19 protein-coding genes and 1 tRNA gene are annotated in these 19,168 nt (G+C 48.8%); 9 read left to right on the top strand and 11 right to left on the bottom strand.

Features of this window, described 5'->3' with window-relative positions; translation table 11 throughout:
- Positions 1-336 precede the first annotated feature (336 nt).
- Both HJG54_RS17195 and HJG54_RS17190 read left to right on the top strand, forming a co-directional pair.
- Positions 337-1,224 carry a M23 family metallopeptidase gene (locus tag HJG54_RS17195; RefSeq protein WP_316430219.1) on the top strand — a complete coding sequence of 296 codons (888 nt, stop codon included), beginning with the start codon at positions 337-339 and terminating at the stop codon, positions 1,222-1,224.
- Positions 1,225-1,381: 157 nt separating this feature from the next.
- Complete coding sequence (locus tag HJG54_RS17190; RefSeq protein ID WP_316430218.1) at positions 1,382-2,275, top strand: SDR family NAD(P)-dependent oxidoreductase; 894 nt, start codon at positions 1,382-1,384, stop codon at positions 2,273-2,275.
- A gap of 236 nt (positions 2,276-2,511) precedes the next feature.
- Here the strand turns inward: HJG54_RS17190 and HJG54_RS17185 are convergent, their stop codons facing one another.
- Positions 2,512-3,615, bottom strand: coding sequence for a RuBisCO accumulation factor 1 (locus HJG54_RS17185; protein WP_316430216.1), 1,104 nt, complete (start codon positions 3,613-3,615; stop codon positions 2,512-2,514).
- 134 nt (positions 3,616-3,749) lie between these two features.
- Here HJG54_RS17185 and HJG54_RS17180 point away from each other — a divergent pair.
- The 3 genes from HJG54_RS17180 (at position 3,750) to HJG54_RS17170 (ending at position 4,729) form a co-directional block, all read left to right on the top strand.
- A tRNA-Ala gene (locus HJG54_RS17180) sits at positions 3,750-3,822 on the top strand.
- 323 nt (positions 3,823-4,145) lie between these two features.
- Positions 4,146-4,511 carry a GIY-YIG nuclease family protein gene (locus HJG54_RS17175; RefSeq protein ID WP_316430214.1) on the top strand — a complete coding sequence of 122 codons (366 nt, stop codon included), beginning with the start codon at positions 4,146-4,148 and terminating at the stop codon, positions 4,509-4,511.
- Between the two features lie 2 nt (positions 4,512-4,513).
- Positions 4,514-4,729: a hypothetical protein gene (locus HJG54_RS17170; protein ID WP_316430213.1), complete on the top strand. Its 216-nt coding sequence runs from the start codon at positions 4,514-4,516 to the stop codon at positions 4,727-4,729.
- A gap of 215 nt (positions 4,730-4,944) precedes the next feature.
- On the opposite strand, the gene HJG54_RS17165 is transcribed toward HJG54_RS17170, so the two are convergent.
- Positions 4,945-5,502, bottom strand: coding sequence for a hypothetical protein (locus tag HJG54_RS17165; protein ID WP_316430212.1), 558 nt, complete (start codon positions 5,500-5,502; stop codon positions 4,945-4,947).
- 169 nt (positions 5,503-5,671) lie between these two features.
- Here HJG54_RS17165 and HJG54_RS17160 point away from each other — a divergent pair, with 169 nt between their 5' ends.
- Complete coding sequence (locus HJG54_RS17160; protein WP_316430210.1) at positions 5,672-5,995, top strand: hypothetical protein; 324 nt, start codon at positions 5,672-5,674, stop codon at positions 5,993-5,995.
- On the opposite strand, the gene HJG54_RS35490 is transcribed toward HJG54_RS17160, so the two are convergent.
- The 9 genes from HJG54_RS35490 to HJG54_RS17120 all read right to left on the bottom strand — a co-directional run bounded on the left by HJG54_RS35490 (position 5,931) and on the right by HJG54_RS17120 (position 16,535).
- The gene (locus HJG54_RS35490) at positions 5,931-6,482 is read right to left on the bottom strand and encodes an IS630 family transposase (RefSeq protein ID WP_420717260.1); all 552 of its coding nucleotides are present in this window, start codon (positions 6,480-6,482) and stop codon (positions 5,931-5,933) included. The two genes, HJG54_RS17160 and HJG54_RS35490, sit on opposite strands and share 65 nt — an antisense overlap.
- Before the next feature lie 13 nt (positions 6,483-6,495).
- Entirely contained in the window at positions 6,496-6,876 is a 381-nt protein-coding gene (locus tag HJG54_RS17155) for a helix-turn-helix domain-containing protein (protein ID WP_316430209.1), read from the bottom strand.
- 433 nt (positions 6,877-7,309) lie between these two features.
- Positions 7,310-9,001 (bottom strand): LIC_10190 family membrane protein, encoded by a 1,692-nt coding sequence (locus tag HJG54_RS17150; protein WP_316430207.1) that lies wholly within the window; start codon positions 8,999-9,001, stop codon positions 7,310-7,312.
- A 27-nt stretch (positions 9,002-9,028) separates the two neighbouring features.
- A complete protein-coding gene (locus tag HJG54_RS17145; protein WP_316430205.1) occupies positions 9,029-9,940 on the bottom strand; it encodes a glycosyltransferase family 2 protein in 912 nt (303 codons plus the stop codon).
- Between the two features lie 44 nt (positions 9,941-9,984).
- Positions 9,985-11,451, bottom strand: coding sequence for a lipopolysaccharide biosynthesis protein (locus HJG54_RS17140; RefSeq protein ID WP_316430203.1), 1,467 nt, complete (start codon positions 11,449-11,451; stop codon positions 9,985-9,987).
- A gap of 18 nt (positions 11,452-11,469) precedes the next feature.
- On the bottom strand, positions 11,470-12,705 hold the full coding sequence (locus HJG54_RS17135) for a glycosyltransferase family 4 protein (protein ID WP_316430202.1): 1,236 nt from the start codon (positions 12,703-12,705) through the stop codon (positions 11,470-11,472).
- Positions 12,683-13,750 carry a glycosyltransferase family 2 protein gene (locus HJG54_RS17130; protein ID WP_316430201.1) on the bottom strand — a complete coding sequence of 356 codons (1,068 nt, stop codon included), beginning with the start codon at positions 13,748-13,750 and terminating at the stop codon, positions 12,683-12,685. Before HJG54_RS17130 ends, HJG54_RS17135 begins: the two co-directional genes overlap by 23 nt.
- Positions 13,751-13,802: 52 nt before the next feature.
- Positions 13,803-15,269, bottom strand: a complete 1,467-nt coding sequence (locus HJG54_RS17125) for an NAD(P)/FAD-dependent oxidoreductase (protein ID WP_316430200.1) — start codon at positions 15,267-15,269, stop codon at positions 13,803-13,805.
- A 186-nt stretch (positions 15,270-15,455) separates the two neighbouring features.
- Positions 15,456-16,535, bottom strand: coding sequence for a glycosyltransferase family 2 protein (locus tag HJG54_RS17120; RefSeq protein WP_316430199.1), 1,080 nt, complete (start codon positions 16,533-16,535; stop codon positions 15,456-15,458).
- A 615-nt stretch (positions 16,536-17,150) separates the two neighbouring features.
- On the opposite strand from HJG54_RS17120, the gene HJG54_RS17115 reads away from it, so the two are divergent.
- The 3 genes from HJG54_RS17115 to HJG54_RS17105 all read left to right on the top strand — a co-directional run bounded on the left by HJG54_RS17115 (position 17,151) and on the right by HJG54_RS17105 (position 19,164).
- Positions 17,151-17,681, top strand: coding sequence for a hypothetical protein (locus HJG54_RS17115; RefSeq protein WP_316430196.1), 531 nt, complete (start codon positions 17,151-17,153; stop codon positions 17,679-17,681).
- Between the two features lie 86 nt (positions 17,682-17,767).
- Positions 17,768-18,334, top strand: a complete 567-nt coding sequence (locus tag HJG54_RS17110) for a Uma2 family endonuclease (RefSeq protein WP_316430195.1) — start codon at positions 17,768-17,770, stop codon at positions 18,332-18,334.
- 677 nt (positions 18,335-19,011) lie between these two features.
- A complete protein-coding gene (locus HJG54_RS17105; RefSeq protein ID WP_316430193.1) occupies positions 19,012-19,164 on the top strand; it encodes a hypothetical protein in 153 nt (50 codons plus the stop codon).
- Positions 19,165-19,168 lie beyond the last annotated feature (4 nt).

Genomic DNA, 19,168 nt, shown 5'->3' with positions numbered 1-19,168 from the left:
TTAAAGCGATGATTCATTTATAACGGCTGTACAGATTTGATCTCTTTTGATTTTTCTGACATTTTTCGAAGAAGTTTGTCTCTGCCTGCGGCCAAGCGCATAACCAACGCTAAGGCTGCAAGCATTACGGTTCAAGATTACTGTATCGATTTTTATTGTTCTATCGCGTCAATTACTTCATGGACTGCAACAAACTCAGAAATCATCACGTCGGTCGCGTTAGCAATGCGGAGCACATAGGCAGCGGATACCAGCAGCGCCCTCGGCAGGATTGGCAAGCTGGCTATTGTTTGAGGCTATTGTTTGAGGCTAGGTTCTGAGGAGTAGGCTGACACCATGATTTCTCTGTATAGCTCTAGTGTAGCGGGATTGATCGTGCTAGGAGGACTCTTGTCCCTAGCCACCGCTCCTCCCATTCTGCCCCAGCCCAAGCAGCAATCGGCCTGCCCCGAACCCGCCCTGTCGCGCCTATCGCGTCATCGAGTTGCCGCTGGTGAAACGCTAGAGAGCATCGCCCAGCAGTATAATTTGCTGCCTACAACCCTGATGGGGTTCAATCCCGTCCTGCGGCAAGGGTCCGCTCCCGTAGGCACCCAACTGGTGATTCCGCCCTACAACGGCATCCGGGTGACTGTGCCGTCAGGTAGCTCCTGGCGCGATATCGCCAAACAGTACGGCGTGCGGGCCGATGTGCTCTATGAAGTTAATGGTTGTCAGGATGCGCCATCGGTTGTATTCGTGCCGGGGGTCAACTGGTCGCCGGTGCCCACTCCAACCGCCGCGGTGCCCTCCAGCCCAATCGAGCGCTATCCGCTGCCAGAAGTTGCTTCGATTTTGCGGGCCTATGGTTGGCAGGTTGGTCCTACGGGTTCACTCGTCTTCCATAGCGGTGTCAGTTTGGCTGCCGACGTCGGCACGCCCGTGTTTGCAGTAGGTTCTGGTACGGTTGCCTTTGCGGGAGAGCAGGGTGGTAACGGCAATTTGGTGGTAATCAATCACGCCCAGGGGTTGCAGACCCGCTATGCTCGGCTGGATTCCCTCAGCGTCAGGGTAGGACAGCAGGTGCAGGCCGGCACCCAAATCGGCACTGTTGCTTCCAATCCCAATTCAAGCCAACCCTACCTCCAGTTTGAGGTGCGCTCCAACTCTCGCCTCGGCTGGGTGGCCCAAGATCCGGGAGCCTATATCCAGGAACTAAGGGTGGGCCGCTCGATTAGGCGGTAAAGACGCAGTCAAGGCGGCAATGGCAGCCAGCGCTAATCCTTCTACCTCAAGGGAGTCTTTTTGCCGCTCAGGTTTTGCTAGCTTAGAGGATGGCTGATTTTTCTGGCCGTAAGTCAGTACCGGGAAGGCTCCTTCCCCCATTCTTTGGAGTAAAGTTGTGCAATTAGAACAGCAGGTCATTTTGATTACAGGCGCATCGACCGGAATTGGTGCCGCTCTGGCAGTTCTGTTGGCGTCGCGGTATCCGGGAATTCGGCTGGGATTGGCCGCCCGCAGCCTGGAGCGCTTAGAGGCAGTAGCGGCCACCTGTCGCCAAGCCGGAGCCGAGGTTTGTGTCGTGCCGACCGACATGGCTCAACCGGAGCAGGTGAAAGCGCTCGCTGCTAAGGTACTCCAGCAATTTGGCCGCGTTGATGCCTTGGTGAGTAATGCTGGCTATGGCCAAATGGGACCGATTGAACTTGTCCCGACCGCAGCAGTCGAGCAGCAGTTTAAGGTGAATCTGCTGGGCGCGATTACGCTAATTCAGGCGGTGATTCCGGTGATGCGGCAACAGGGCGGTGGTCGGATTATTACGGTTAGTTCGTTGGGTGGACGAGTTGCCTTTCCCCTGGGTGGTCTCTACAGCGCTTCCAAATTTGCCCTAGAAGGACTGAGTGACGCCCTGCGGATGGAGCTGGAGCCGTTCAACATCAAGGTGAGCGTGATCGAACCGGGTCCGGTCGCGACCGAATTTTTTGAAGCAGCCAATCGGCAGCTCGAAAAATCAATTGCCAACTTAGCCGAAACTCCCTACGGAGCGGCAGTGCAAAACTTAGACTCGCTGAATCAACGCCTGACTCGTCAAGCCTGGAGTCCGGAACAGGTAGCAGATGTAATTATCAAAGCATTGCAGGCAAACTATCCCAAACCGCGCTATATTGCCGCAACCGGAGGCAGTATTCTACTCTGGCTGATGACTAAGGTCCTGCCTACTAAAGCCGTAGACCTCTTCTGGCAGCGCTTTTACGGCGTTCACTTGATCAAGAAAGCATGGCAGCAGCGGGCTTAGGAACTTTGTTCATGCTGATTTTGGATTAATAGCTCTAGGAGAAATATGTGGGCATCCCGACGCTGTTCATCCCTAAATTCTCGGTAATGTGATAAAAGCATCCAAGCAAGAATAAGAGGCTGCCTTCAATAAAAAATTATTCCTGAGCAAGTGGATGATTCAAAGTTTTATTCCAGCTATCAGCAAAGCTTTTCCTGCTTACATGACATCAATCATCAACTAGGACGATGGGTTGCCTACTCATCAATCTGCCACAGCTCTTTGTTGTAGCCTTCATCGAGTACTTTCTGCGGGCGTAATACCAGCGTTAACTTACCCAGAATTGGCTGTGACGGTGCCTCTTCAAACCAATCCAGTTGAATTTGTCCAGCCTCATCCACAATAAAATAGCTCTCTGGATTCCAGTCCCGTTGAGCGCGATCGACCAACAGCAGCACTTCTTCACTTTCACTGTCGTCCAGATCGGCTCCCGGAAGTTGCTCACTTTCGGCCAAGAGCAAGATCGGGTCTTCTGCTGTCAAGACCACCTGCCATCCAGGTAGGGCAGCCCAAGCCCCTGTGCCAGCAAACTTGACGATATGAAACCGACCTTCGGGTTCCACGATTGGCACTGCCTGTAGATCTGCCGTTGTCAGCGGCAGCTTTCCCACTACGGGGATAATCCGCCCCTGATCGCTGGCCGACTCTAGCCGGTAGAAGGGCAACCGGGGCGCAGAACGACTGCGGCTAATGCTGAAGTCCGTCAACAACTGCTCAACTTGCTGGCGGGCGGTTTCGCTTTTGGCAAATCTCAGAGCTTGGGCAATCAGGCGCGAGCGAGCCTGCAAGTCGGCCTGCTGGCGGGCTAGCTTCCAATAGAAATGGGCTACCGCATCATCGGGATAGTCGGCAAATGCCTTGGGCGGGCGAGACAGGCGGCTATATTCCTTTAGGGCCTTGGCAACCTCATGGGCACCTTCGGAATCGATGCCTTTCTCCACCAACAGCGTGGCGGCGGCTACCCGCTCTGATTGGGTCAAAATCCGCAATTCGTACAGCGAATCACTGCCCGTCTGCTCAAACCGCTCCAGTACCGCTGCCGCTGCATTGCCACTCACTAGCGAAGCATACACCTGGGCCGCTACTATCACCTGATTTTGCTGACTCGGCTCAAACCCAGTTTCTTCAAAAATTTGCTGCTGGCTCAGCCCCGCTTTCTGCAATTGCTGACAGGCTTGCCCCCAAGCTACCCAGTTGCCCTCCTTCCGCCGCAGCGATTGCAGCAAGGCTTTGGTCGCTTCCTCGCTCAGGGGATCACTAATGGGCAACGGGTTGGGATTGGAGGGAGGGATAGAAGCCATAGGACGAAGTTTGCTGCACGGTACGATCCCTCATTTTAGAAGCAATGGCAGCAGCGAGTGAGCCGTTTTGCCACAAAATTTTTCCAACCTAGTTGACGAATCACCTCGTTCGCGGCATCATGGTAAATGCACAAGGGGCTATAGCGCAGTTGGTAGCGCGTCTCAATGGCATTGAGAAGGCCAGCGGTTCGAATCCGCTTAGCTCCATTTTTTAGAAGAGATAGCTTTAGCTAATTGTTTTGGGACAACAAGCATTAAGTGTCGTCAAATGACATTTAATGCTTGTAATTGTCTCTAGTCAGTTAATGCTTGTCCTACTCCTTGTTCAGCGGTTTGTGACTGCACCTGAGTGTTGGACAACTTGTCCAACATTTGCTTCCGCCAATTTTTGCTAGGCGGCTGAACGCAGGTTTTAATCGTTCTTGCTGACCTAGCAGGAGTATCCTTAATGGTGTTAGAGCGTATGGTGTATGAGGATATGTTGCCCTATTAGATCTAATCCTCTTCCTAGAATAGTCAATTGGCAAGGCATGACCGAGACAGAATCACAAGCTCAACTGATTCTCAACGCTCTGATAGAAGTTCCCTTTTCCGAGTGCGTCCCCATCACCAGAAGCTTTGAAAATTTGACGACAAAACCTGGGATTTATGCAGTGCGTCATTCGGCTGAAGGGTTACTGTATGTGGGAAAGGCTCAAGATATGAGGGAACGCTTCCGAGGTGGGCATAAAGCCCTTACTTGGTCCTGGTTAGCTGACTACGATCATAGAGATGTGGCAATCGCAACCTATCCCCTCGATTTCATGCGATGGCGAGCGTTATCATCAGAACTAGAGCGAATCATTCTTCAGATCACAGAACCGCCCTTTAATGCCCGGATTCCTACGAGAGAATAGCCATGCAGCAACCAACGCTTGAACCGGAAATTATAGAGCACCTGAATCCAGTTGCGGCTCGAATGATGCTAGCAGCATTGCCTGCTTCCATTCGAGAGGCATTTGAAAGACGAGCGGCTGAGATTGACTATCCGATCGAGGCAGTGTTGGAGATGGCACTTGCCAGTTTTCTCGATAGCGAAGCCCTCAGCTTCAGTGATTGTAAGCCCCGATATTGATTCACCCTAGCTGAAATTGAGATATTTGTCCAAAAATTGAGGACAGAACTGCAAAGAATAGGGCTTGAGGGTTAACGGAATAACCAAGGTTTCAGTCCTACAGTTGTCCAATATTTGGGTTATCTCGTTGTCCAACATTTAAGTAAAGTCGCACGGTTCGACGATTTTAGGATGTACTCATCATTGGAAGGGTTTTCTTCTGTTACTGCTCTTATTTAAGGTAATCCTTCCGCTAATTGATCGATCAGTGGACGATAGATTGTGTTATCTAAATGTTTCTTGTACCAAGTCTTATAATCTTGCTTCTTATCTAAGTGATAGTGAATATCTTTTTCTTCCTTTAAGAGAACATATAGATTGTGAGTTGCGCGATTACAGAAACCTTGTCCACCAGTTCCTTTGATTTCTGATTTGCTTAGCTTTAGCCCTTTAATTCCATATCTTTGACAAGCTGGACATTTGCACTTCTCTAACTTTTCTAGTTCTTCTTCGCTTAAACTGCGACCTCTCCAACTTCCTAAGTCAGCTACTATGCGCTCTCCAGTTCCTGGAAGCTGAATAATGCCACGAGCAGCACGATTTCGCCAACCGCTTGAATCTACTGAATCAAAGCCTAGAAGTGCTGCAATATGTAATGTTGAAGTACCTCCCATACCAAACACATGAAACTTTAAGCTCTCGTTCTGCTCTTTAAGCTCGTCACGGGCATGGAGAAGGATATCCAGAATCTTTTGATGAGACATTGCTTTAGGGGCACGCAATAAATTTGGCACGATGCCGCCTAGAGCAATACATGATTTAGATAGGAGAATTGGAGCTGCTTTAATTTTGCTGACATACTCCTCAATTAAGCTACTAACGTGAATTACAGGAAAATAAGTGATCAGTGGTCAGCAGCAGTGATTCGGACAAATCCACTTTGGATTGTGCATAATCCCCGTCATGCTCACACTACAAATTCCAGACCCAATCTATCAACGATTAGTCAATACAGCTAATGCGACGGGGCGATCGCTCGAAGAAGTCATGCTTCATGCGCTCAAAGTTGGCAGTCCGCCAGATTGGGATAACGTACCAGACGAATTTAAGGCTGACTTGGCAGCATTAGATCGTCTTGAAGACGAAGCATTATGGAAAATTGCCACAGCCCAAAAAACGTTGGAAGAGATGACGCGATATCGCGATACAGCGTGTTGCGGGACTAATTGGTACAGTAACAGCAGTGAGCAAAGTAGTTCCGCAATTCCCTACTTGAACAGAGACTGAGTCCTAGTTCTAACAACTTTGTGATTGCCTCTACGCTCTTCGGGACAAACCGTCTGACAAATGCCTTCAGTTGCCACCACAGGTGTTCAATTGGGTTGAACTCAGGCGAGTACGGCGATAAGTAAACAACCTTGGCTCCGACCGCTTCTATCATCTGCTCTATCCCTTCGACTTTATGGGCTTTGAGGTTATCCATCACCACCACCGCCCCTTGCCACAACTGCGGGACGAGGTGTTCGGACACACACTGTTTGAAGTCTTCTCCTTTCATCGATTTGCCCAAAGTTTGCATTGCTAGGATTGCACTTTGGCTCATTGCCCCGACTACAGTCACCCGGCGACCTCGGTAAAAGGGCTTGATGTCGTACACCCGTTGTCCCCTACGGCTTCTTCCCCTGGGTCTGCTCATCCCCTGAAGCACTCCCATCTCGTCGAGGAAGACCAGATTTTCCGGCACAACCATACTAATCGTCTGCCAGTAAGCCACTCGTTGCGTTTGTTTATCTGCTTGTGCGGCTTGAGCGCTGCGAAACGTTTTTTTTAACCGTCAACTGCTGTTTTTGCAGGAATCGGCACATCGTACTTTCACTTACCCTGACTCCGGTCTTGTCCTGCCAATACTCGCAATACTCTGCCAATGTATAGTCTTGATGCGTCTCAACCATCTCTGCGATTTCCTGCTCATAGCCCGTCAGTTGGCTTGCCTTACCGCCTGTTGCCGGGGCAGGCTTCAGCGCTCCTGTAGCTTGCTTGCGCTTGAGCAACGACTGAACCGTATTTTTGCTGACCTGGAATCTCTTTGCCACCTGACGAATCGACGTATTGCCTGCCTCATAGGTGCTGACAATCTTCTCACGTAAGTCGAGGGAGTAGGGCTTCATGGCTATCCAAAGTTAAAGGCTCTCACTATTGTGCCAAATTGTTGTGCAAAACGCTGTATGATGAACTACTCGATCGCAACCAGGACAAAACCTTATCGAAAGCAGAGGGATTAGAGTTAAGCGAACTGTGATTGCAGGCTGACCGCTTTATGCTCCGCAAAGCGCAAGCCGCCGCTCTCCTCCACTGGCGAGGACATCACGTACCCAACTCCTGAGTGCTTGTGTCTGCTTACATTCCCGACGGGTTAAAATCTCAAATTCAACAGGTAGACTGTCGGCGTTGCTGCTACTGTTTGACCACTGAGACAAACAGAGCTTGTCAAAATTGCTACTTAAAGATTGTTGTTCCACGTATTGGTGGTTTATGCACTAAATGACTGTCAAGCTCCTTAATTTACAATCAGATTTGAGTCCCTTCTAGTCCTTTACAAATTTAATCTCTGACAAAACCTGCTTGGATGCCTTGGGCTGGATCGCGCAGTTTTACTCCTTTTGCTGTGTAGGCGCAGGGCAGCTCAACTGCCCAACACAGTTCTTTTCCGGGAGGCGAAAAATAGCGCACATCGTTGACTTGTTTTTGGACTGCATCAATCTGCATCAGCGGCGGTGGCACAATAAATCTGGTGTAATCTTTCTGTACACTGAGGATGCTAAACAGGACTGCCGCGGTGACTAGCCCGGTTGCGAAGAATGGTACGGAAATCTTCAGGCGGCCTAAAAGCTCGCTTGCCTTAAAAGATTGTAGATAGGTTGAAATAGCCAAGGCCGGAACGATAAATAGATAGGGAAGAACAAACCGGTTAAACGGAGCCGTAAATAGAAAAAAGACAATTTCTGTCACGGCTAGAGCAATTAACCAACGCGACACAACGCGATGCCGATTCTTACCCACAAGCAGATAGATGGCCGCGGCAATGGTGCTTACAATCAACGACACCATCACTTTATTGCCAAACTCTTTGAACCAATGCCCCAGCGCCCACCTTAGAGGGCTAACACCTTCCGGCGGTGTACCGTACCAGCTAATCCAGCCGTGAGTAGATTTGGCGATGGATTCAGACGTTTCCTGATCGGGAGACCAAGGCAGATCGAGACAAAACGCTCCAGAGGGATACAGTGGACAGCCAGAGGTAATAATACCAGACAGGAAAAAGGGAACTAGCAATAGACCAAATAAAGCAGCTAGGGCCATTTGGTGCAGCAACCACCGATGATTAAATGGGTTTAGGCTGTATCTGAAGAGGAACCATAATCCAGTTACAAACAAAAGCGGTAAGGCCGTCAGTTTGATACTGAAGGCTCCTATTGCTAGAAATAAGGAAACGGTTTGATTATTTTTCGTGTATTCTTGGGTTTCGTTAGCAGCAGTTTCAGTCAGTAATATAGTCCATGCAGTCGCAATGACCAGAAACAGCGCAGGAATATCTGGAGAAGCAGAAATCAAAATAATTGACATAAAATCAGTTGCCAAAATAATCGGCAAAATGCAGCCATAGCAAACTACAATCCAGCCGTCAGTTAATTGGGCCTGTTTATGCCAAATTCGAGATAAACTGAGACCAAACTGCAAAACCGCCAATAGAAAAATTAAGCCATTGGCAATTGTACTGGCGCGAGCCGCAAGAATGTCTGGATTCAAAGGCGCGGCAAAGGCAAACCAAGCAGACGTGAAACCAAAGTTAGCAAATAACAGGGCAATTCCTGGCACGGTGCCAAACTCTGCTAGCCAACGAATTACGCTATAGTGATAAAGTCCTGTATCTTCCCAGATAACGGGTTGGGATACAAAGGCGGCAATCGCTAGTGCGACACCAAAGTAAATCACAATTTGCCAGGCAGAGATTTGGCGATAGAAGGTTGCCACTTCCGAACGAGTTGATTTTGATCGGAATGCCAGCAGCAAAAAGCCTAAGAAGAATCCGCCTCCCACCCAAGGAGACAGAGGCAGGAATAAGCCCGTGGTTAGCAGAGCCAAGGCAAGCGCCAAAATGCCTAACCAAACCGCAATCACTGCCCGATCACCCAATCGTGCCACGGGATATGCTCGCAGGCCATTGAGTAACCCCAGGCCAATCCCATAGCATCCAATCAGTACTATTGTCCAAATCGAGATAGAGTAAAGCATTTGGTTTCCTGCAATGGCAAATTACACTTAGGCGAGATTGGGAACTTCAGAGGGAGATTGTTGCCGTTCCCAAAAGAAGCCAAGGACGTTGGCAACCTGCGATAGGAACAACAGCAGACTCAAAAAAATAGCAGATTGGGGAGGTGTTCTCCGGAATGGATAGGTAAGCAAGTTGATATAGAAAGAAAATGGTTCTACTTTGATAGAGGCGTGACTACGTTGGGCACGCACTTGATGAAAACAGAACGCTCCCCGTCCGTAGTTGAAATGCTGACGCCAAAAGCGTTTCAATGTTAGGTGATGGGCATGATAGATCTGCACATTTGGCGCGTATCGCATTGGGTAACCTTGAGCAAACCAGCGATCGCAAAATTCCCGATCTTCGCCAGCCGCTAGTGGAAAGCTGGTATCAAACCCGTTCATTGCACGAAACAGATCAGCAGGTAAGGCGAAGTTATTAGAGGCAAAAAATTGAGCCGTGCTCTGATCATCCTCTTTGCGGTTGTAATATTCGTAGAGATAGTCAATCAAAATTTGGCTGGCTGTGGAGTACAAATTTTCTGGCAGAGCGTTGAGCGTTTGTCCACCAATCAGGGCATTGGGTGCTGCTTGGAATTGCTCGGCTAAAGCGGTGAGCCAATTCGCAGTTGGGATGCAATCATCATCGGTGAACACCAGAAACTGACCTTTGGCAATGGCAGCCCCGGCGTTGCGAGCGCTAGCGGGTCCGGCATTTGCTTGTCGCAGCAGCGTTAGATTGAGTATGGCTTGAAAGGGCATGACCACTGAGTCGAGCGGCATCTCACTGCCATCATCCACTACAATTACCTCAAAGCGCTCCTGTGGGTAATCAAGCTGGGTCAGGGCTTGCAGGCAGTTATGCAGCCGGTCAGGACGATTATAGGTAGGAATAATGATAGAAAATTGCAGGGATGACATAGGCTGTAGAACACATCAATCACGAATGGATCTTGATTCGGTATTCAACTGGGCGTTTTTACTTTTTTAGTAAAGGGTGAGTACAGTATAGTTGAAAGTTTATGAAACAAGGTAGGAGAGAAAAAGCGAATCAGTCCAATATAAAACAGTGCTGCCAGTAGGGCGCTTACCGGGACAACTAGAACGTACAGAGATGTAAGCCCTAGTAGCCAGTTTCTAAGTAAAAATAGAAATCCTGCCATCATCATCGCGCTTAGCAATGGTGCCGTGAATTGTTTCACGTAGACTAGAACAGGTATATGAATCAATCGACTAACCGCCCATTGCCCAATCGGAAAAACTACATATCCTCGAATCACAAAAGCCGCAGCTACTGCAACGATTCCCCAGCGCACTGCAATTGAGAAGCCAATTAAATTCAATATTACGGTCAGGAGCGATAGCCATAAACTCCAGCTTGGTTTGCCCATCGCCATGAACACCGAACTTTTGAAGAAACTAATCGATTGAAAGATCCCGGCCAGCGCCAGCACCTGCAAGACTGGAATCGAAGGTGTCCATTGCTCACCAAATAGCATCACCACCAGTTCGGGTGCTAACACCAGCACGCCCAGGAACACAGGAAAGGCGATTAAACTAGTCAACTGGGTGGCCGTGTAGAATGCTTGCCGAAATTGCTCTAGATCACCTTGCAACCGGGAAAAAGTTGGCAGGGCAATTTGTTGACTGGTTTGTACTAACAACTGCTGCATCACGCCCAAAATTCGGTAGGCAATCGAGTAATAGCCCAGCGGCACTGGGCCTAAAAAATAGCCAATCAGCAAATCATCAGCGCGGCTGTTGAGAAAATTCAGAAAGTTGAAGCCCAGAATTGGCATACCGAAGCGAAAGAGCTGCCAGAAATGGGGCAACGAAACTCTGAACCGCGGTCGCCAATCGCTAGCTTGCCACAGGACTAAAACACCAGTTAATTCCTGAATTACCTGCTGACCGACCAAACTCCAAACCCCAAACCCAGTCAGCGCCAGCCCGATTCCTGCGGCTCCTCCTACCAAGGTGGCTGCTAAGGCGCGAGTAGCCGTCGCTCTGAAGTTAAAAGCTCGTTCCAATAGAGCTTGCTGCACATTACCGCAGGCGGTGATCAGAAACAGCAACGACAAAACTTGCAGAATGGGGGTGAGCTGGGGCTGTTGAAACTGGGCCGCCACCCATCCAGCCGCTGTTAAGCCAAATGCTGTCAGACAGGCTCCGATTGCCAAATTCGTCCAAAAGGCAGTGTCAATGTGGTCTGGCTGCAAATCCTGGCGCTGAATCAAGCTTTGGGCGAAGCCCTGCTGTAAAAAAATCTGCATGAAGGCTAGAAAAATATTAGCCATTGCCACCAGCCCAAACGCTTCCGGAGTCAGCAGGCGAGCCAACAAAAAGAAAACCAGCAGTGATCCGACCTGGCTGCCCCAGTTTTGCAGTGCCGACCACAGAACGCCCTGAATCGCCTTCTCCCGGATGCTCATCTCTGGCTCATCTCTGGCTCATCTCTGCTTGATTCCTGCTGCCAATGCTTTGGCTGGTTCAATCTCGGTTGCTTGAGGATAGCGCGAACGCAACCGTTGATAAATCTCGATAAAGCGTTCGGTGCGTTGGGTTTCGCTAAAGTGCGTCAAGGCTCGCTGCCGACCAGCCTGCCCCATTTGTTCTGCCAAATCGCGGTTCAGCAGAAGCTGTCGTAACGCATTTGACAATGCGGCTATATCACCCGGCGGCACCAAGAAACCCGTCACGCCAGCATCAACGATTTCGGGCTGCCCACCCACCGCACTGGCAATGACTGCCGTACCACGCATCATCGCCTCGGTCGAAACATTGCCAAACGGCTCCTCCCACAACGACGGCACCACCTGCACCCAAGCGGTCTCAAACCGACGCTCCATTTCAGCCACCGGCAAATGCCCCAGCCAAGTGACGCAATCGGCAATTCCCAGTTCGGCGGCCAATGTTTGGAGAGCCGCTGCCTCGCTGCCCTGTCCGGCAATCAACAACTGCGCCTGAGGAACGTGAGCCTGGGCAAACGCTCGCAGCAGCACCTCGACTCCCTTTTCGGGCACCAGCCGTCCGGCAAATACCACCGTTGGCGGATCGGATAAAGCAGGACGAATTGAACGTTCAGGCACACCATTGTGAACCACTTCAATCGGCTGAATTCCTTCGGCTTCTAGCTTGGCTTTCATGCCGTAGCTCAAGGCTACTACCAAATCAAACACCGACTTCCAGCGCTGCCAAAGGTGCCGTTGCAGCATCAGCGGTAGCCAGGATTGGGGTGTCAAACAGCCCATCTGCAAACAGGCTGGTCCTGCCGTGAACGAACAGGCTTGACCATCGGGCAACACCTTGGTACCCAACGGACAAATCGCTTTGTACACGGCAGTTTGATACAGACAGGGAATAGTTTTTAACAGCGGCAGGATCAAGGGCGATAATTGCCACATGAACATGCGCACATGCACTACATCGGGCTGAAACTCCTCTAGTGCCTGCCGCAGCACCCAATAGGCTGAAGGATTGATTGTTTGGGAAAGCACTTGCAGTTTTCCGGTGGTGCCGAAGCAATCATAATCGGCCAAAAGCGGACTGTTGGCCACCATTTGTGCCCGACTCGTCAGCAGCCTCACCTCATGGCCCCGCTCACGCAAGCCTCGGCGCAATGAGAGCATTTGCAGCTCAGCCCCACCCGTTGCTGTTCCATAGTCATGCAGCAGCAGAATTCTCATGCCCCTCCTGTGGTGACGAAATGCCCTGCCACTGAATCGTCTCTGGGGAAGCCAGATGCCGTTTAGCGTATTGGTCCGTCAAGTAGCGATTGAGCCGTTTCTCGATCGGAGCGAGGAGACCGTACATAATCGCTTTTTCTAGCCAAACATTGCGGATGCCCAAAGTGAGTGCCCGCACAATCGGCATCAAGATCGTATGCCGCCGTCGCCATCCCAGCGCCTTATATTTTTGCTTGAAGTAGCTGCTGTCCTCGGTCAGATTCCATTTTTGCCGCAGCCGGTCTAGGCTGGCTAATTCCCAAGCATCGCTCCAACGCAGCATATAGAAGTGCAAATCACTCCACGCTAACGGCGAGGTTGGCACATAGGTGGCGAGACAGTCCGGCTCAAAATATACCGTACCGCCTGCTGCCGCAACGCTCATGCAAAAGTCCACATGTTCCTTCGTGTTCAGCATGACCTCATCGAACGGACCTAGCTTGTCAAAAATTTCTCTGCGCACTAAGGTACAGTGAAATTCCGATAGTTCGGTTTGAGTGCGCTGAAGCTGAGACCGTACCGCTGCTACCTGTTGACCCTGGCGATACATCTTTTCTCGCAGCCGGTTTCTGCCTTTAACATCTCGGATAATGCGCGCTTCGCCACCGGCAAAGTGAATGATTTCGTGTAGTGGCAAATGCTGACACATCAGCGGCCCTACCACGGTCGCGTCAGTTTCTTCGGCACAGTTGACCAGCGCTTCTAACCAGCCTGGTGTCACCACCACATCATTGTCGATGAATACGACATATTTGGTGTCTACTTTGGCTAGGCCGAGGTTTCTGGACCGATTGGGCGTGAGGTAATAATCAGTGCGAATCAGTTCAAATCCTTTTGCTGCTGCCTTTTGCTGTAAATATTGCTGCACGTTAGACGGTGAGTTGCCATCGATGTACACTAGCTTATATGGCATTGTGGTGTAGGCAAAGATGCTCTCTAACGATTCTTGAGTATAACTGAATCGCTCACGGGGCGTAACGACAATGGTGACTTGCGGCGTTGTCATAATCTTGGCTCAGGTACAACTAGTTTGGGTGTGGGCTGGAGGATTTTTGTCTTTAAACTGCAACCTGGCTTTCAGCGAGCTGTTGTTTAACAGTTGTCCATTGCTCTTTAGTAAACTCTTCGTGATACGAGCGCTCTGTATTTACTGCCCATAGATCATGCTTTTCACCTAAGATATTCTGGACGGCCAGCATAGCGGTTAGCATCGAATGGTCTTGGTTATTATAGCGGTGCATCCCATTCCGTCCCACCGTTTGCAAATTCTCAAAGGTTGATAGGTAATCTTGAATCACCTGAAGATGCTGGCGATATTCACCGTCATAGACCGGATAGGCTTTATGTTGCCGAATCACCACTCCATCTTCCACGTCTCCGGGCTGAATGCCCAGCTTTAAGCTGATCGCCTCTTGGGTTGCCATCTCGATCAACTCGGCATCCGATTTTTGCCACAGTTCGTCGCCTTCGCTGCAAAAATATTCCATCCCCAGGCAGGTTTTGCTCGGATCAGGTACCATCGCCATGCTCCAGTTCTTAAAGTTCTGAATACGTCCTACTTTAAACTTTGGACTATGGATGTAAATCCAATTATCTGGGAAAAGATGCTCCCGCTTGACTACTATAGCCACGATTAGGAAATCACGATATTTCAGGCCACGCGCTGCTTGCAAAACGTCGGGCGGTGGTAGCGGATCAAGGCAGTTCAGCAAAGCCGTGATTGGCATACTAGAAATAAAGTGATCTGCAAAAATCTCTGTTGTTTGATCACCCTGTTGAGCCGTAATGCTTTTAACTCGATTCCCTTGCCGCTCAATGCGCGTAATCGATGTATCCAGTTGAACTGTGCCGCCTTGTTGTTCAATTAATTCCTTGCACCGCTCCCACATCATTCCTGGACCCAGCACCGGATAATCGAATTCCTTGATCAAGCTCTTGGCAGTTTGGCTGCCAAATACGGCATTCAGTACGGCCCGCTTCAGCGACATACCCTGGATTCGTTGAGCAGCCCAATCGGCCTGAATTTTGTTGCAGGGAATGCCCCATACCTTCTCCGTATAGGTTTTGAAAAATATGCGGTAAAGGCGTTCACCAAAGCAGTCAATTACCCAGTCTTCAAAGGTTTCCGGCTCTGGAGTTAGGTTTAATTTGTCCCTAATTTTGGCTTTGAGGTAACTCAGAAGAATCAAAACGCTATTGACTGCTCCTAAATTAGATAATGCATTAAATAAGGAAAGAGGATAGCTGTAGAACTTACCTTGATAATAGATACGAGATAAACGAGGCACCTGAATAAATTCATCTTGCAGAATCTCATACCAAAATTGCTGTACCTGCGGCACTTTAGTAAAAAAGCGATGTCCACCAATGTCGAACCGATAGCCTTTGTAGGTTTCGGTACGGGAAATGCCTCCCACCAGATTAGCTTTTTCCAAAACAATTGGCAGAACACCGCGTTTAACAAGCTCATAGCCAGCGGTTAATCCGGCTGGACCTGCACCGATAATTGCGACAGGGTAACGCACTATTCCAAAATCTCCTTTAAGATGGCGAAAAATCAACAACATTATCGAAGTCAACTCGTGTTCGTTAGAACTGATCGAATTGATTGAATCCACTGATCGATTTCATTGGATTGCGGTCGATTTTGACTGAACTGTCAATCTACTGAGCTATCAATCTACTGAGCTATCAGTCTACTAGCTATTAATCTAAGGCTCAGAAATATGCATCAGTTTAGGTTTTGAGATTCTATGTTTGACAAATCCGTGATAGCGAATTGTGCCGATTGCGAAAGCCAGCCCGCTGTATAAGAAATAGAGCCAGTGCCAGACAATCGTTTGGCAAGCAAACCAGACACCTCGTTTCTGTTGGAAGAATTGGTATACAGGAAAGTTGATAGCGAAAAGAATGCAGCCCAACCCAATAGCAATCCAAATCGCGGCTCTCCACCAGAATACGGCAATAATGGCAATCAATAGGCCATAGGTTAACAACAAGCTGACGCGACTAGAAACCTTTAAGTTTAAGTCGTTGACAAACTGTCGATCGCGCCAAAGCAGCTCTGTCCAGGGCAAAGCTCGATAGAAGAACTCGGCTTTCAAGAGTGAACTAGGCCGCCAACACTTCAAATGCTTGACCTGCACGTTTTTACACAGCCGGATTTGATACCCTGCTCGCTTCAGCCGATATCCCAACTCGATGTCTTCTACCGAAGGATAGCGGTACCTTTGATCGAATCCGCCCACCTTCAAAAAGATATCGCGTCGAATTGCGCCGCAGGCGCCCCAAAACGTAGATGCCGTTTCGCTCGATGTTTGATGTGTGTAGTGGTGAAACAAGTTCTTATACTGGGACAAGAAATTAGTTTCTCCTGGGGCATCATCATAGGAACCAATTAACGCCGCCAAATCAGGTTGATTGCGAAAAACAGCAACCACTTGCTCCAGCGTATCGGCATGGACGGTGACATCTGCATCTAGAAAAAACAGAATATCGCCCTTAGCCACACTTGCCCCTAAATTGCGCGCCCGTGCTGGTCCTCCGGGTGTGGGAAATTTGAGAACTTTGGCTCCAAATTCTTGAGCCAATTGCTCAGAGTGATCGGTGCTGCCATCGACAACAACGATGATTTCCACAGCAGCAGGAATGAACTGTTTCAGGCTCGACAAACAGCGATGAAAATTCTCACCGCCATTGTGAACTGGAATTACAATTGAAACAGTGGGATCTACGATGGAATCTGCGGTTATGGAGTTGGTGTGAGCTAAAGCTTGATCCGTCAAATTCATGAACGTACCTACTCTGCACAGCAGCAATTTAGAAGATAGTAATGCTTACTCTTACTCCAGTTGAAATTACTTCAGATGGGATACTGAAGTATCGAAACATCAAGGGAAATTTATTAAGTTCAGCGAACATCCTCAATTTACAAACAGACCTTTATGACGGTCATGAGAAACTTTTCATCTTTATAGATTCTTTAAAAAAGTTTCGAAATCTAGTTTTGCAGTAGCTATGTCATCAATTTGTGATTAGTGCTTGTGATTAATACTACAAATTTCTATCTTTAGATAGTTGTTTTATTTAATCTTAAGAGCTTGTTTATAGACAACCAGAAATTGTTCTGTTTCGGCCTCGCTTTGCAAAGGATCTAATTGATTAAGCTCAACTACATCATCACCAAACTTGATCGGCCGCATGTTCGAACCAACCCTGTTCACGCTCTTCGCTGTTGTTCGCGCAGCTCAACCTGTTGGTCGCGGGCAGCACTCTCGCCAATTAATATCCCTCGCTGACGCTATGCTGGAGGTATAGAATTCGGAGGTACTTCCTTCTTCATCACTCCGCTTGATATTCATTCCCTGATTCATGTCTTAGCAACTGAAGGCGCGGTATCTATTCCCTTGTTGACCGAATCAGCGAGGCAGGCGCTTCAGCAAGCAGCAGAGGGCTTTGACTACGAACCAGAGGTAAAAACCATTGGCACTGGCGACCGCATTGTCAGAACTGACTATAGTGTCTTCAACCAATTTCCCGAAGCTGGGCTGTATGCTGAGTTTAAGCAGGCATTTCAGAGCTTGATCGATCAGGCGTGCGCTCGGCTAGATGACTATCCGTTCAGGACCCCCTTGCAATTCACGGAACTGGTGCTGCAACGGTATGCCCCTGGTCAGCTCGGCATCACTCCCCATCGAGACAGTCTGAGGGCGATTAATCTGATTGCCCTAGTTAACCTGAGTGGGCAAGCCGAATTTTATCGCTGTGATGACCGCCAGGGAACAAATGCTGTTTTACTTAATACCACTCCTGGTCATGTAATTTTCCTGCGTGCGCCTGGTTTTCGTAATACATCTGTGCGTCCGTTTCATTTTCTCACTAACATTCGTTCGACCCGCTATAGTTTGGGACTGCGGCAACGGATCGAGAATAGATGAGGTTGATGCGAATCGGTTGTCCGGTAATTGCCGCTAAACTTAAACTGAAGCAATTACACAATCTCAATTCGCAAACCCAGATTGCTATGGCAGTCGTAACCGCAAAATGGACAATCGAGGATTACCATCGGATGATCGCGGCAGGCATTTTAGCAAACCGGCAAGTCGAGCTTTTGAATGGAGAAATCATCGAAATGGCTCCCGAAGGCACACCTCATGCTGCCTATTCTCAAGAAGCTGGAGATTATTTGCGCTCAATTTTGGGCCGTCGTGCCAAAGTGCGTGAAGCCAAACCGATTACCTTATTGAATAGCGCTTCTGAGCCGGAACCTGATATCGCCATCGTGGCTCTCCATCCAATCGAAGTTTACCTCCAGCATCATCCTTACCCAGATGATATTTTTTGGCTGATTGAGTTTTCCGATTCTAGCCTTAGCAAAGACCTGGAAGAAAAGAGCCGGATCTATGCTGCTGCTGGAATTAGAGAATACTGGGTGATCAACCTAAGAATCATGAAGCTGATTGTGTTTCGTTCACCTGTTGACGGCAACTATCAATCTAGTATCACCCTTGAAACTGGAACAATTGCCCCGCTTGCCTTTCCGGATCTAAGCATTTCCATTGATCGACTGTTGGGTCGGAGCACCGGATGAATCCTGACTCGCCAAGTTACGCTCGTTCACTCGCTCAGTCCCAAACAGGATCTTGAGCAACAAAAGCTTGAATGAGAGGGATGATTCAAAATATATTGACGCTGACACAATAATTAGAAAATTAGTTGCTAATCATAATGATACTAATTTTGCCTTACTGGACTCAGATCAAAGTTTTTATAAAGGCTCGGATAGACGAAGTTAAGGAAACTCCAAAATTAAATTTAGCTTTGTCAAGCGAATCAATTGGCTTGTTAAGTACTCATCTTCAACGTTCCTCTCTCCATCAACACAGTTATTGAGGCACTACTAAGTGATTTAGAAGCAGAAATTGCAGAGCACCCTAGGTTAAAAATACTGAAAAAGGTCCAAATTCTATTGAAACCTGTTGCAGGTGAGCCACTCAAAGGGGGTCGGTTCAGAGCATGGAATGAAAAAGGAATTTATCACTTCAACAGACGCTGCAAGCTGTATCCCGAAAGAGCACAGCCTGATAAGATGCAAAAATTCTATAACCATGCAAAAATTGCCACAAAGCAGATGCGTTGGAAGGCAGCAACATCAAGTTTTTAGGTGAGGAGCCTGAGTAGTTGCAATGATCGTTGATTACAGTTGATTACCATTGATGCAAACCACTAGCCCATGAGTACATTTTGTTGACAGCAAAGCAATGACGGATGGCTCAACTGCTTGACAGAACGACTGATCAACACATCGTTTACCATGGACGCACTTGGGACCAGTTCAAGCTGATTCTACGGGCAGATGCCTACGAGCGCATCGAGCATAGCGAGTTTCCTGAGTTCGCAGAATTGGATTTACCTTGCTGAATCG

Source organism: Leptolyngbya sp. NK1-12 (assembly GCF_032598965.1).
Classification (GTDB): domain Bacteria; phylum Cyanobacteriota; class Cyanobacteriia; order Elainellales; family Elainellaceae; genus Elainella.
Note: the sequence above shows the minus strand (reverse complement) of the source record. Positions and strands in the feature narration are given on the sequence as shown.